The 13918-nt window shown below is 34.3% G+C and carries 9 protein-coding genes and 1 rRNA gene; 4 read left to right on the top strand and 6 right to left on the bottom strand.

Features of this window, described 5'->3' with window-relative positions; translation table 11 throughout:
- Positions 1-143 precede the first annotated feature (143 nt).
- Both rrf and F6K15_RS20220 read left to right on the top strand, forming a co-directional pair.
- Positions 144-261, top strand: a 5S ribosomal RNA gene (gene rrf / locus F6K15_RS20225).
- A gap of 655 nt (positions 262-916) precedes the next feature.
- Entirely contained in the window at positions 917-1228 is a 312-nt protein-coding gene (locus F6K15_RS20220) for a hypothetical protein (protein WP_293063631.1), read from the top strand.
- 415 nt (positions 1229-1643) lie between these two features.
- Here the strand turns inward: F6K15_RS20220 and F6K15_RS20215 are convergent, their stop codons facing one another.
- Both F6K15_RS20215 and F6K15_RS20210 read right to left on the bottom strand, forming a co-directional pair.
- The gene (locus F6K15_RS20215) at positions 1644-2825 is read right to left on the bottom strand and encodes an RtcB family protein (protein ID WP_293063630.1); all 1182 of its coding nucleotides are present in this window, start codon (positions 2823-2825) and stop codon (positions 1644-1646) included.
- Between the two features lie 254 nt (positions 2826-3079).
- Positions 3080-4276, bottom strand: coding sequence for an FAD-binding oxidoreductase (locus F6K15_RS20210; protein WP_293063629.1), 1197 nt, complete (start codon positions 4274-4276; stop codon positions 3080-3082).
- A 156-nt stretch (positions 4277-4432) separates the two neighbouring features.
- Here F6K15_RS20210 and F6K15_RS20205 point away from each other — a divergent pair, with 156 nt between their 5' ends.
- Both F6K15_RS20205 and F6K15_RS20200 read left to right on the top strand, forming a co-directional pair.
- The gene (locus tag F6K15_RS20205; RefSeq protein WP_293063628.1) at positions 4433-5029 is read left to right on the top strand and encodes a hypothetical protein; all 597 of its coding nucleotides are present in this window, start codon (positions 4433-4435) and stop codon (positions 5027-5029) included.
- A 350-nt stretch (positions 5030-5379) separates the two neighbouring features.
- Positions 5380-5991 carry a hypothetical protein gene (locus F6K15_RS20200; RefSeq protein ID WP_293063627.1) on the top strand — a complete coding sequence of 204 codons (612 nt, stop codon included), beginning with the start codon at positions 5380-5382 and terminating at the stop codon, positions 5989-5991.
- Between the two features lie 953 nt (positions 5992-6944).
- Here the strand turns inward: F6K15_RS20200 and F6K15_RS20195 are convergent.
- The 4 genes from F6K15_RS20195 to F6K15_RS20180 all read right to left on the bottom strand — a co-directional run bounded on the left by F6K15_RS20195 (position 6945) and on the right by F6K15_RS20180 (position 13075).
- Positions 6945-10190: a CHAT domain-containing protein gene (locus tag F6K15_RS20195; RefSeq protein WP_293063626.1), complete on the bottom strand. Its 3246-nt coding sequence runs from the start codon at positions 10188-10190 to the stop codon at positions 6945-6947.
- A 403-nt stretch (positions 10191-10593) separates the two neighbouring features.
- Positions 10594-10743: a divalent cation tolerance protein CutA gene (gene cutA / locus F6K15_RS20190; RefSeq protein WP_293063624.1), complete on the bottom strand. Its 150-nt coding sequence runs from the start codon at positions 10741-10743 to the stop codon at positions 10594-10596.
- Between the two features lie 949 nt (positions 10744-11692).
- On the bottom strand, positions 11693-12553 hold the full coding sequence (locus F6K15_RS20185; RefSeq protein WP_293063622.1) for a pentapeptide repeat-containing protein: 861 nt from the start codon (positions 12551-12553) through the stop codon (positions 11693-11695).
- A 111-nt stretch (positions 12554-12664) separates the two neighbouring features.
- A complete protein-coding gene (locus tag F6K15_RS20180; RefSeq protein WP_293063620.1) occupies positions 12665-13075 on the bottom strand; it encodes a pre-16S rRNA-processing nuclease YqgF in 411 nt (136 codons plus the stop codon).
- Positions 13076-13918: the final 843 nt, after the last annotated feature.

Raw genomic sequence — 13918 nt, 5'->3', positions numbered from 1 at the left:
CACGGGAAGACTACCCGTTTATAGGTGTTCGGTGGAAATGCAGCAATGTATGCAGCCTAGACACACTAACAGACCGAGGACTTGACCTCATCATTTCACTTCTTACTTCTGACTATGCAGCCTTCTTTGATTCTTTTTTTATTCCTGGTGTTTCTAGGGCTATGGCTCCACTCCAACTCCATCTCGAACTTGGTAGTGAAACGTAGTACCGGCGAAGATACTTTAGGGGAAGCCCTACGGGAAAATAGCTCGATGCCAGGATGATAATTAGCAAAACCCTCTTTCCAATTTATGGGAAGGGGGTTTTGTTGTTTCCTGAAAAAAAATATAAGCAATTTTTTACTAGGGCGTGTCATCAATTAAGAAGGTTGACAAAATTAGTATTTTATGATGTATGGAGATCGTGGCGATCGCTATGCTAGTAAAATGACTGAGGCTACCTGTAGGAATTCCCCTCAGGAAGTTAACCGAACGTTTATCATATCTAGTCGCGATATAGCTGCCGCTAGGCTCCGCCAACGCGAGGGTACTGTTTGAGTTTAGCGAAGAAATTTTCGATTCATAGACGTGCTTTGTACAATATCTCATTTCCTGTGACGGCTTTCTTTCCGGTTTTTCGTAAGGTGGAATCACTACCTCTATTCCTCTGTTGGTTAAAGGTCCAATTACTCGCTCCTGAGCATCATAAGCGTAATTCAGCCAAAACTGCTTGAGCTTCTACAACTGGTAAGAGAATATCTGCTCCATCTAAGTCGCATGCTTGACCCGGAGTTAAAAAAAATGGGTGGGATTACCCAGAGCATCTACTACTCCATGTATCTTGGGAAATGCCTCTTTTATTTTTTGAAATTCCTATAACTTATGATACAATATCTAAGTATACTTTAAGCTGTTAATTAATTTCTGAGTTTTAATTATGACTCTGACATTTAAGGATGTAAAAGTAGTCGGCTTTAGTGCTAACAACCCAACTGTTAGTTCTTCAGCAACGTTTTCTGGAACTGTTAGCCAAGCAACTGTTGCGATTAAGTCATTTTCTTTGACTAATGACAGAGATCGTGAAGCAAAGTTTATAAAAGTTGGGATTGATTCTACGAGTGTTAATGGTAGTACTGTCAATTTTGTGGCTTCTATGTCCTACCAAAATGCAGGTATCGGAGATAATGATTGCCTAGAGAGTGGAATAATGGATGTAGTTGTTATCGCCGATATTGGTGGGCTTCCATAGGTCAGTAACATCGAGGTAACCTTAAAATGAGCAACCCTAGGTTTCAAACCTTGCTCGTTATCACCCACATTAGGTTGTTCTAATTTTTTTGACCACAATAGAGTCTTTCTAACCAAGGAAAGACCTATTGATAAGTAGAGCAGAAATCTCTGTAGGCTACTTACACTGTCGATATATTCCTACTAGAGAATTCCACAATCTTTCGGCTCCATTTCTAGTGCGATCGCCTAGCCTCCTGGAGGAAAATCGCCAATATCAGCTCCAACAATTGTTTTAGTAACCAACTTTGTTTTTAGTCAATTAGGACTTACGCAGCAATCATACCTGTAGGACACCTGCAACTACCTTACACAACAGTTAGCATATAACACGAGGATTTTGCGTAAGTCCTGCCAATAAAACCACAAAAAATTAATTAGCCTTTTACACAAACAACTTGTTTAAGACTTGCCACAACTTCTACTAAATCAGTTTGTTGATTCATCACTTCTTCAATAGACTTATAAGCACCAGGAATTTCATCAATAACACCTCCATCTTTCCGACATTCTACTCCCTCAGTTTGCTTAACTAGATCATCAACAGAAAAACTCTTTTTAGCTTTAGTTCGAGACATTAATCTGCCAGCTCCATGACTACAGCTACAATAACTTTCATGGTTTCCTTTTCCTTTGACAATGAAAGATTTTGCTCCCATTGAACCAGGTATAATTCCATAATCTTCTTCCTGTGCTCGCACAGCACCTTTACGAGTTACATAAACTTCCTCGCCAAAATGTACTTCTTTTTCCGCATAATTGTGATGACAGTTCACATTTAATAGTGGTTTTGTTGGTTTACCTCCTACTAAATGCTTTTCAACAATTCGCTTAAAACGAGCCATCATTACATCTCGATTAAACCGAGCATAATTTTGCGCCCATTGTAGATCGCGCCAGTAAGCTGCAAATTCTGGTGTTCCAGTGACAAAATAGGCTAAATCTAAATCTGGCAATTTTGTATCTGCCAGTTTTGCTAATTCCTTGGCAGTGTTAATATGACATTGAGCTAATTTATTTCCAATGTGACGAGAACCAGAGTGTAGCATTAACCAAACATTGTTCTCTGTATCCAGACAAAGTTCAATGAAGTGGTTGCCTCCACCAAGAGAACCCATTTGTTTGAGAGCTTTACTTTCTAAATTTTTTACTCCTGGATGTAACTCTTTGAAGTTTTTCCAGCGCTGCCAGTTGGTGACAGATTTTTCGATTTCTTTGTTGTCAGAAAATCCTACAGGAATAGCTGCTTCAATATCTTGTCGGATTTTTTTGAGTTTGCCTTCTAGTTGGTCGGCAACAAAAGGCATTTTTATTGCGCACATTCCGCAACCAATATCTACGCCTACAGCAGCAGGAATAATTGCTTCTTTTGTGGCAATGACAGAACCTACTAATGCACCTTTGCCTAGATGCACGTCTGGCATTAGGGCAACGTGCTTGAAGACAAATGGCAAGGATGCTACATTTTTGGCCATTTGGTGTTCTTGATTTTCTAGGGGATGATTTGCCCAAGATAATACTGGTTTTGGGGTTGAGAGTTTAAGTTTTTCGTATGGCATATTTGATTTTAAGTTACTATTGCTTGTTAATCTATACTACATACTACAATGTAGCATAAAAAAACGGAATGTAGTTCAACAATTAATAATTAATAATTGAAAACGCTCAAAATACTAGCTTTTTGAGCTGACTATGGCAGAAAAATCTTGGCACAATTCTTACTCCTACCCCTCGCTCATTCCCCGTTCCTCCTGTCTCCTGTCTCCTGTCTCCTACTCCTACTAAAAGACTTTTGAGCGCAAACCCTAATGAGTTAGACAAAGCGATGAGGAGATAATTGCTTGATAATTTCATCATTTTCTCCGACTATATAATTAGCGAATCTTTTAGCTAGGGGAGGCACAAATGCAAAGGGACTACTGAACCCAGAAAAAATATGTATCCCTTCTTGATTAGGAATAGCTCCGATGAGGGGTAAGTTATCAGCACTGTATGCTATTAAGCAGTGATGCCAGGTGGCGGTTAAATGTTCTAATGCAGGTAAAATTTTCCCGATCTCCGATCGCATAGCAACTTCACTTTGAACAGGATCAATTTTAGCGTGAGGGTCAGTGAGTACGCGAGAAATTTGACCTATTCTGATGCAACCGTTGTTAAATTGAATTGCGCCAGCATCTAAGCTAAATGGTACAAACTCGTGACCAGGTTCATCCCACATTTGTTCAAACTCAGCTGTACTTGTAGTAGCTTCACATTGAAAACGTTCTTGTACTGCTGGCATTACATTAGTATGTAGTTGTAAGTCTGTAGGAGGAATTTCTAACATCTCGGCATGGGTGAAATAAATACGGGTATGGATACCTACTGATTTTAGGAAATGACGAGAAATTCCACCTGCGCAAATAACAACATTAGCAGCGTGATGAGTTTTGCCTGTGGTGTAAACTCCGGTTATGCGTTCGTGATAGCGAGGGGTTGCATTATCCCCAGTTTTGACTAACCCAGTTACCTCTGCAATTTCAATTTGACCTCCTAACCTCGTAAATGCTTGAGAGTACGCCAAAGTCGTTGCTTCTGGAGAAACATGACCGTTACGAACAGTTAAAGCTCCTGCGATCGCCTCTTTATTGAGTAAGGGTTCCATTTCACAGGCTTCTTGGACACTTATTAGGTGGGGTATGGTATTGTAGTGGTTGAAGGTAGCAGCTATTTTTTCTGGGTCATCTTTGAGGGCGATAGTTAGTAATAAATCTAACTCTCTAAATTGGGTACTTGTTTCTAATTCTTCAGATAGGCAATGATAACGTTCTTTTGCTTCCTGAAAAAGTTGATTGGTCAAATCTGTAGTACTAGACCAGTAGGGTAAAATAGCATAACTATAACGGGTTGCACCTTTTAAAGTAGGGTATTTTTCCAACAGGAGTACGGTAAAACCTTTTTTTGCTAATTCATAACTGACAGCTGCTCCTGTTATTCCGCCACCAACTACAATCCAATCGTAACTTTTCATAAACGATTTACTCTAACATTTTCCTGATATAATAATAGGTATTTAACTAATAACAAAATATTTAGATTATTTAGGCAAATAATTATGCAGTTTTTGAATCAGTTATTCAGCATAAATACTAGACTAAAGAAGCAAATTTATGGGCTGATAATTATATTGCTATCAAGTATAACTTTACCTAGTCTTAGCCTAGCACAATTGCCTCGTTTTGATTCTCAACCTTTAAAACAACCTTCACCAGAAAAACCTTCTTCGACCATATCACCATCAAATACTGTTCAAACTCAGCCTAGTCAACCCTCAAAACAACCTTCACCAGAAAAACCTTCTTCGACCGTATCACCATCAAACACTGTTCAAACTCAGCCTAGTCAACCTCCAAAACAATTAATTGTTAATGACTCTACAGCTCCTTTACCTGGAACCAGACAATTGCCTATTGGAATTATTCAACCTGTAAATGGTTTGGTCAATATCAAACTTGCAAATAATACTGCTGCTACAATTTCTTATGAGATAATTGGAGATACTACACAACGCCAGTTGTCAGGAAAGTCTGAAGTGATTTTAAGGAAATTAAAAGTTCCTATCAATATTACTTTTTATCGGGATAAGGGAGGTTTTTTATTGATACAACCCCAGTTTATTGTTGAAAATGGTCTTTTAAAGTTAACTATGACTGAGACTAATAATTTTAATTTGGATAAATCTAGTTTGTTAATTGAAGAAACTGGAAGTGTCTTTTTAAATTAGATAAGGTTTAAATTTTGGCTTTTTTCAATTATTTTGTTTCTTGAATAAGTTTAATGATAAAAATCCTCAATGATTTTTTATAAAAAATAAACATAAAATTACTAGATATTGATTAGTCTCTTGTATTCATATTTATAATCTGAAACTTCCAGATTAAGTAAATTATTGATGATAATTATCAATTATTTGACCTAGATAAATTAAATTTTTATCAATTAATAGAATTGCCAAAAATATTTGACTTTTTGTCTATAATTATAGACAATACCATAAGTGGTAGATAAACGGCTTTAGGCTTTCAAGCGCGATGTCTGCTTGAATTTCGTCCCTTATCTAGGTATTTAGTTAATATGTATAGCAATGATAGAGAAGATAAAGTTCGGATCGATTTTAAATTAGCTCGCGATAAATGGCAACGCTTCCAAGCAAAATGTAAGGAGAATGATTCTACAGCTTTTGAAGTTTTAAATTTGTTTATAGACCTTTATTTAGGAGAAGAAATAGATGGCGATCGAGGTATGTTGTCGCTTAGTTTGGAAACTAAAATTAATGTGGCAATAGGAAAGTATATTGGAAATAAATTGGATAGTTATATAGACAAATATATAGAAAATAAATTGATTCAAGAAGTTAAAAAAATAGATGATGCTGAAGATTTAGTAACTCCTAAAGAAAATCATAAATTACACAGTATAGAAAAAGAAGACCTTGCATTCAAAGATCGATATGAATATGAACAATCATCAATGACAACAGTTATCGAACAAAAAGAAATGACAAAAAACTTGTTGAATAATGGTGTTGAAGAATTAAAAACTGCGCGGGAATTAGGGAAAGTTTTAGGTTGTTCTCCTGCGTATATAACTACTCTTAATAGATTAGGCGATCTGGAACAAAGAGGGTGGAAAGATTCTGGAAAAAGACAAGGTAAGGCTATTCTTTATCAACGGATAACAACCTAATTAGGGTTTGCTGAAAAAGTATGAGTAGTAGGGCTTAGGAGACAGGAGACAGGAGACAGGAGACAGGAGGAATGGGAATGAGCGAGGAGGTAGAAGTAAGAATTGCCCCTCAATTTTTCTGTCATAATCATCCCAAAATACTAGCATGCATGAGCCTTCTTAGCCGAAAACATAGTACTTTTTTTCAACCTAATAGGGCTGAAACTTTTATATGTGAATACTTTGATAGTTAATCAGCAAGTCCTAATTATTTTCTTGAGCAGGGGAGTGTGGGAGTGGGGGAGTAAGGGAGTAGTGGAGTGGGGGAGAGGGGGAGTAGGGAAGTAGTAAAAATAAGAATAATTCACAATAACTGGCGTGCTAATTATCAAAAAAGTAAAGTTATTCAGCCTGGGTTAATTACTTAATAGTTGAAGTATCACTTAAGCATAGCATTCTTTTTTCACATTGGTATAAGACATGAAGTGGCGTGTCGAAGACTATCCTTCATTAATGGATAATGGATAATGGATAATTACCTCTGGTTAAAACCGTTACGGAATTGAACATAAGGAAATATTATTTCTTTATTTTCCCTTTGTAGAGCGACAGCTCGCGACGCAGCCAAGGGGAGGCAGAGTAAGCTAAATTATTTAATTAATAATGATTAATTATACCAATTCCCATGCATTATTGCTATACTTGGGCAAGACTTCAGTTGTGAACTGATCGGTACAAGCAAAACCACTTTTTTTGCTAATTTCAGCTTGCGTTAATGTTAATTATTCTTATGTTTGTTTCCCCTCCTGGGAGGGGTTAGGGGTGGGTCCACTCCCCCACTCCCCTATTTCCCCTCCTGGGAGGGGTTAGGGGTGGGTCCCCTACTCAACAAAATGTAGAAAAGTTTTTGAGAAATGGTATTATTCGGTAAGCAATTTTTCCTTCTGCCTTCTGCCTTCTGCCTTCTGCCTTCTTCAAGAAATACCTTGGGGAATAAAACCTGCCCAGTAGTAAGGATGAGTAAATGGAAGACTCTGTTGACAAAACCATGATAAGAGTTCTTTTTTTTGTTGTATTTTTTCTGAATTTTCGTGTTTCATGTATTGTTCTAGATATCTTTCTAGCTGCTTTTTATAACTACTAAGCTGAGTTCCTGTTAAATAACGAAGTTGATTTTGTGCTTTTTTAAATGCTTCCGAACGGCTATATTTTTGGCGATGTTGATAGTAGAAAATGCAAAATAATGCTGTGGCTAAATCTTCTACTAACCATAATGAACTAATTACATGACGGGCACCTGCACTAATAAAAGCACTGGCCAATGTGAGAATTTCGTCATAAATTTTAGTTTGATAGAGATTAATTTCGCAACTGGAAAGAAATACATCAAATAATTCTGGTAAACGCCAAGCAAAAACTTTACTAAGAACTATATCTCCATCAAATAATTTTAGTTTTGATGCTAAGGGATTGACAATATTTAGTTGAGAAGTATGACTGGAATGCAGCATTTGTACTTGCTGAATAAAGTTGTGGTAATTATTAATTTTTGCCTGACTATATTGCAGACGCTTTTGGGGAGAAATTAAGTACATATTTGCTAGAGTTTCACATTCATATCTTGTATAAAACTTATTTGTTATAGGAGTTTCCACAATTCCTATTTTGCGGGGATTATTAATTAGCGTTCGCTCTGAGCAATAATTGAGAATTTGACAACTAGGTAAAATTCTTAAACGGAAATAATCACACAAATACTTTGTTTCTTTTTCTCTAGTAACTGGTAAAGCAGCGTAAGGTATTTGATGTAGATATAAATGGGGAATAATAATTAATTCTTTTATCTCATTCAGTTGTTCTATCGGTTGATTTAATTCTAATTTTTCTGATAATTTTGAAAGAAAATCCTCCATTTGATTCTGCCATTCACTGCTATTTTCTGCATGGAGTTTCAACCAATTATCATGTATCCAAGTTTGTAATTTATCAATTCCCTCCCCTTGACAAATATGAACAGTAAGTTGCTGCTGAGTCAGAAGGAATATATAGGTATTATTTCTGGTTGAATAAAAATCTATAATTGCAGTTTGTCCATCCTTTACGAACTGCTGAATATCTGAAAAACTCAGATATGTAACTTGTAATTGTTCTGCTAGTATGCGATCGCTATTCCAAATTTTTTGCCAAATTTTTTGCTGTTTTTCTTTCAGTAAATAAATTTTTTCTTGATTCTCTGATTTAATTTCTTTGATGCTAAACTGACTTCCCACTGTAATTGGTTTATTAATTCTAGTAGTATCAAAATTGAGCTGATTAATTTGTTGTTGTAAATCATAATATTCTTCTAGTTCTGCTGGCTTTTCTTCATTTTTATAAATGTCGTTTATCATCATTAACTCTACTAAACGACGAGAGCGAGAAGCTTCTACATATTCTAATGCTTGTTCATATTCCTCAATTTTGACATAACATTCTACTATGTTGCCATACATATAAATTGATTCAACTAACATCTCTTTGTAAGATATTTCGGTATTTACCAAACTTTGAGTTATTTCTAGCAACTTAATTGCTACTTGATAACTTTCAATAGCAAGTTGCCAATTTTCCTTTTGAAATCCTAAATCGCCTAATTTACGATAAATTTGTAGACATTCAAGTGGAAAATTTTCTACAGTAAAAATATTTAATGCTTGTTGATATGCTGTAATTGCTAATTCAATATTTTGATAAAAATCAGCAATATTTTCTATATTTTCTCTGACTTGATAACTATAAGCATCACCAAGATTTTTGTGAATAATTCCCCACCATAAAGCAAATTTTTCTGGATTAATAACTTGCAGCACTTGTTGATAAACTGCAATTGATAATTCAATATTTTCCACTCTTTCTGCTGTGTCTCGGTGGAGGTAAGCAGTGCCAAGATTTATGGAAATTATTACCCAATCTAATAGAGAATCAATAGGAGTAATTTCTGTTAATGCTTGTTGATAAGCTGTAATAGCTAATTCAATATTTTTGCTTTTTTTTCCTATGAATCTATTTAAGTAAGCAGTACCTAGATTTTTTTGAATATTTGCCCACTGGTAAGGTTGATTTTCCCTATTAATAATTTTTAATGCTTGCTGATAAGTTGTAATTGCTTGCTCAATATTTTTCTCTACATTTTCTGTCATTCTATTTAGATAGGCATTACCAAGATTGCTTTGAGTTACTGCCCAGTCTAGAGAATTTTCTTCCCGATCGATAATTTGTAATGCTTTTTGGTAAGCATCTATTGCTAATTCAATATTATCGCCGACTTTTCCTGCAATTCGCGTTAAGTAGGTATTAGCTAAATTATTTTGAATAGTTGCCCATTGTTGGGGAAATTTTTCTTTGGTAATAATTTCCAATGCTCTTTGATAAGCGACTATTGATTGTTCAATATTTTTGGCTTTATCTCCTTCAATTCTACGACTATAAGCATTGCCTAAGTTATTTTGAATTATTGCCCAATCTTGGGGACTATCTTTTCTATCTATTACTTTTAATGCTGGTTGATAAATTTCTATTGCTTTCTCAATATTTACAGATTTATCTCCATAAATTCTGTTGAGATAAGCAGTACCAAGATTGTTAATAATACTTACCCAATGATGAGTTTTTGAAGCATTATTGTATACAGTTAATGCTGTTTTATATCCCGTAATTGCTATTTCTAAATTATTTGCTTTATCCCCAAGAGTAAACTCTTGTATCTGGTTACTGAAGTTAACTATATCCGCAGCAATACTATGAGCTTCTTCTGGTTTAATTTCTACTAAGGTTGAGGTCGCCCAAGTTTGTAAGATTTCTACTAAACCTTGGTCTAGTTTGTTGAGGTTTTCTTGCAAAATAGGGTGAATAATTTGAGGATTGTTTTTGCTTTCGTGGGTTGCTTGTAATACCTGGGTTAAGAATTCTAAATATTCTAAAGGGGTTGCTGTTGCTGAGGTGTTTTCTGTAATTGAAATGTCTAATTTTTCTGATAGTTCTACTGCAAAGGTGAGTAATAGTTCTTGAGCTTCCTGCTTCCCTTTTTCTGCTGATGTCTGTGCCATCATTATTATTGTTTGGAGTAATCCTTTATCTAGTAATTTTTGGTTAGTTGCTAGGATTTTATCTTTTCTTTCTGTGGGGCTATTTAATAGTTGTTGAATTAGATTTATATAGGCTTGGATGCGGTTTTGATTCATCTTTATATATACTTTTTGTCTACCTACTAATACTTAGGTAGTACAGTTAAGTGACTCTAAAATCCGTAGAATCTATTGTCATGCTTAAAACTTTTGGTTTGGGTTGACCTAGTTGGTGTATTAATATTGAATAAAAAGTCAAGTGTATAGGCGTAGTTACCCTTATAGAATAACTATATCATTATTTTCTGATTTTTCAGCAGATTACGATTTTTGTCGATTTTTTTAAAATTAAAAATAAAAAACATATCAATATTATATTTGTTTGAATAATTATGAGAGGATCATTGTTCTGATCGTAATATCAAGTCTGGGGAAATAAGTAGGAATATTGTTCAATTAACTCAAATCAACTGTTTATCTGTTCATCTTTTGAGTCATCAGCTGTATGTCGTTTCAGTTATCAGTTATCAGTTATCAGCAGCTCGATTTTTCGGTAAAGACCATAACCAGATCCGATTGGTAAAGCAATTATTTCTGGTATTTCATCAGAATGTAATTCTTTCAATTTTGATTCTAGAGTTTCAAATTTATCTAAATCTGTCTTAATCAATAAGTTATATTATGTCCAGTTGAACAGTGATAAATAAATAACTACGGAGGAGTCAGGAGGGAAGAAAAAAGAAGGAAGAGGAAGAACTGGAGTTGAAGGAGAAAGTTTTTTTATAACTAATTATCCGGACATGATATTATAGAAATCTTTCTGAATATACCTCTCATTTTAAATTAGAAATTGAACGAACTGGAAATACAGCAGATTACAGGTAAAATGTTTGTAGTGCGGGCATCTTGCCCGCGACTGGTGTACCTTACTAATATGAAATACGCTGTATATTTACCAAATAATTAAGGTTTAAAGCCTCTCCTTTAAAGGAGAAACAAAAAAAATTTTCATTATTAGTCAATCCTCTTCTTTTCAAGGAGAGGTAATTGTTAATTGTTAATTATTAATTGTTGAAGCAAGGCACTTTTACCTCTATTAAAGATTTGGCAATTTACTTAGCTTTATCTAGATAAATAAATTTACTAAAACAACGCCTCAATTGCTTGTAGTTATAACTAGGGTTTGCTGATTAAATATCAAAGCATTGACTGATAATGGTTTCAGCTTTTTTTGCTCGAAAAAAGTGCAAGCTTTTCGGTCGCTCAAGCTCAAAAAGCAAGTATAGCGCTGTGCGCAGGCAACAGCTCATCTGGGGGAATAAATTACTGATAATATAAGACTTTTAGCTATTTGGCCTCTCCTGCAATTTGTAAATATACCAGCGCTCATTGCTATATTTCGGAATGATTATGGCATAACAATCTTGGGACGATTCTTCTGACTACCTCCTCTATAATTCCCATTCTTCCTAACTCCTGTCTCCTGTCTCCTGTCTCCTACCCCAGCAAAAAGACTTTTTCAGCAAACCCTAACTATATTTTTAACTATTTAACCTGTATATCTATCTTGTCAGTTAATCTTTCAACTCAAGAAAAATTGAGATTAATTAAAAGCTGAATTATCTGGCAGTAGCAAAACTAAAATATAACCTTGTTGATTCTGGTAATGTTGTATTTACGAACTTTACTTTTTCTAGATTTGCTCCGATAAATGTTGCTCCATCCAAATTAGCTTCACTGAAATTAGCTTCATAAAGTTTACTCCAATTCAAATTTGCTCTGACTAAATAAGCTTGTGTTAAATTTGCTTTTGTTAAATCTGCACTATTTAATTTAATACTACGCATTAGAGCATTGCTGAAGTTGGCTGTGATTAAATTTGCTCCTTCTAAATTTGCCCCATTTAACTTAGCTTCACTAAAGTTAACTCCATTCAAGTCTGCTCCACTCAAATCTATTCCATTCAGGTAAGCTTTTCTAAAGTTAACTCCTGTCATTTGAGCTGCAAATAGTTTAGCTGCCATTAATTTTGCGTCGTACATATTAGCCCAATTAAGGTTAACACCCGTGAGATTAGATTCTCGTAAATTAGTAGATTCTAAAGTAGAACTACATAGGTTGGCACTCCATAAATTAGCTCCTGTCAAATTAGCTCCTGTTAAATTAGCTCCTGTTAGATTAGCTCTAGGAAGTTTTGATTTTATTAAAAAAGTTCCACTGAGATTAGCTTTTATCAGGTTAGCATCGGCCATTTTAGTTTCAGCCATTTTGGCAAAGCTGAGGTTAGCTCTGTGTAATAATGCCTGATTGAGTTGAGTTTTTGTGAGGAATGCTCTACTTAGATTTGCTCCTGTTAAATTAGCTTTGGAGAGATTAACGCCTATTAGAATTACTCCTCTCAAGTCAGCTCCCGCTAAATTCAGGCCACTAAAGTTTCTTTCTCCTTGTTCGTATCGCTGGATCAGTTCTTGTTCTTTCATGGCTCTATATTTTCTGACTTTAATGATAAGTTATTCAGTCTTTACTTAATATTTTATTATAGCTTTCTTAATTTTAGAAATAGGTTAATTGTATGAATAGGATAAAATTAACTATAAACTATAGATTGAGTCATTTTTTAAGTATCTTTCTATCAAAATTATCGCGACAATATCATCTACTGGTTTAGGTGGAATTCTCATTCCTAGAGGAATTAGACGAAAAATACCTTGAGGAGGATACATTTGCCAATAGCGATCGCGAGCTTCTAAGCTAGAATAACGTTCATCTATTTTGATTATTGGTACTGTTTTTGAAATTATTTTTGTTAGGTTTTGTTTCCAAGTTTTTGAGGTGGTTTGGTCGCCAATAACTATTAAATCAATGTCAAACTTTTGATGTAAGTTTTTGATTGTTGTGACAACTTCTAGAGATTCTATAACTTGGTGGTAGTGTAGTTGTTTTTCTCTATCCATCAGTGCAATACCACACTTTTGGCTACCTGGATCAAATCCTAAAATCATGTTTGGATATCTTTAATTTGCTGACTAGATTAATCTTTTTTATTGAGATTTTACTTTTTGTTGTAACTTTTCTCAGTTGCATAAATTAAGCAATTAATAATTAACAGTTAATAATTACTTCTCCTGAAAATTCTCGGATTGACGAACGGCTTTTTTATACTAAATGTGATTACCGAATAATTAAGGTAAAAATCCTCTCCTTTCAAGGAGAAACAATGAATTAATTTTCCTTTTATTCAATCCTATCCGTTTTAGGGAGAGGTAATTATCAATTATCCATTATCAATTATCAATTGAAAATTCTCGGATTGACGAACGGCTTTTTTATACTAAATGTGATTACCGAATAATTAAGGTAAAAATCCTCTCCTTTCAAGGAGAAACAATGAATTAATTTTCCTTTTATTCAATCCTATCCGTTTTATACCAAATTAAAATGAAGCTGCATAGAATAATATTTAAAGCATAATTGACCATAGGTAAGCGTAGATAAATATAGATCGATTTAATGAATTTCATCATTCTATGCAACCTCATATAAAACTGGTATTAGGGAGAGGTAATTATCAATTATCCATTATCAATTATCAATTATTGAAAACAACCCCTTGATCGTAGTTAACTCTATTCCATATTATATAAAAAATTTTGTCTACTAAAATAAGGGTGGTATGTTCAACAATTAATAATGAATAATGAATAATTAATAATTACCTCTTTCTCCTTGAAAGGAGAGGCTTTAAACTTTAATTATTTGGTAACCGGATTTAATATTATTTATTCTATAAAAAAAATGCTTTAAACCTTAATTATTGATTAATTCGGTAAAAAAATGTAATTTTA

This window comes from Okeania sp. SIO2B3 (assembly GCF_010672525.1).
Classification (GTDB): Bacteria; Cyanobacteriota; Cyanobacteriia; order Cyanobacteriales; family Microcoleaceae; genus Okeania.
The sequence above is the reverse complement of the archived record's forward strand: the minus strand, read 5'-3'. Positions and strand labels throughout refer to the sequence as shown.

Bases quoted from the DNA above. Each gene is read 5' to 3' on its own strand.
- F6K15_RS20210 (WP_293063629.1), bottom strand. From the start codon at position 4,276: ATGAAAAGTTACGATTGGATTGTAGTTGGTGGCGGAATAACAGGAGCA.
- F6K15_RS20200 (WP_293063627.1), top strand. From the start codon at position 5,380: ATGTATAGCAATGATAGAGAAGATAAAGTTCGGATCGATTTTAAATTA.
- F6K15_RS20185 (WP_293063622.1), bottom strand. From the start codon at position 12,553: ATGAAAGAACAAGAACTGATCCAGCGATACGAACAAGGAGAAAGAAAC.
- F6K15_RS20220 (WP_293063631.1), top strand. From the start codon at position 917: ATGACTCTGACATTTAAGGATGTAAAAGTAGTCGGCTTTAGTGCTAAC.
- F6K15_RS20195 (WP_293063626.1), bottom strand. From the start codon at position 10,190: ATGAATCAAAACCGCATCCAAGCCTATATAAATCTAATTCAACAACTA.
- F6K15_RS20215 (WP_293063630.1), bottom strand. From the start codon at position 2,825: ATGCCATACGAAAAACTTAAACTCTCAACCCCAAAACCAGTATTATCT.
- F6K15_RS20180 (WP_293063620.1), bottom strand. From the start codon at position 13,075: ATGATTTTAGGATTTGATCCAGGTAGCCAAAAGTGTGGTATTGCACTG.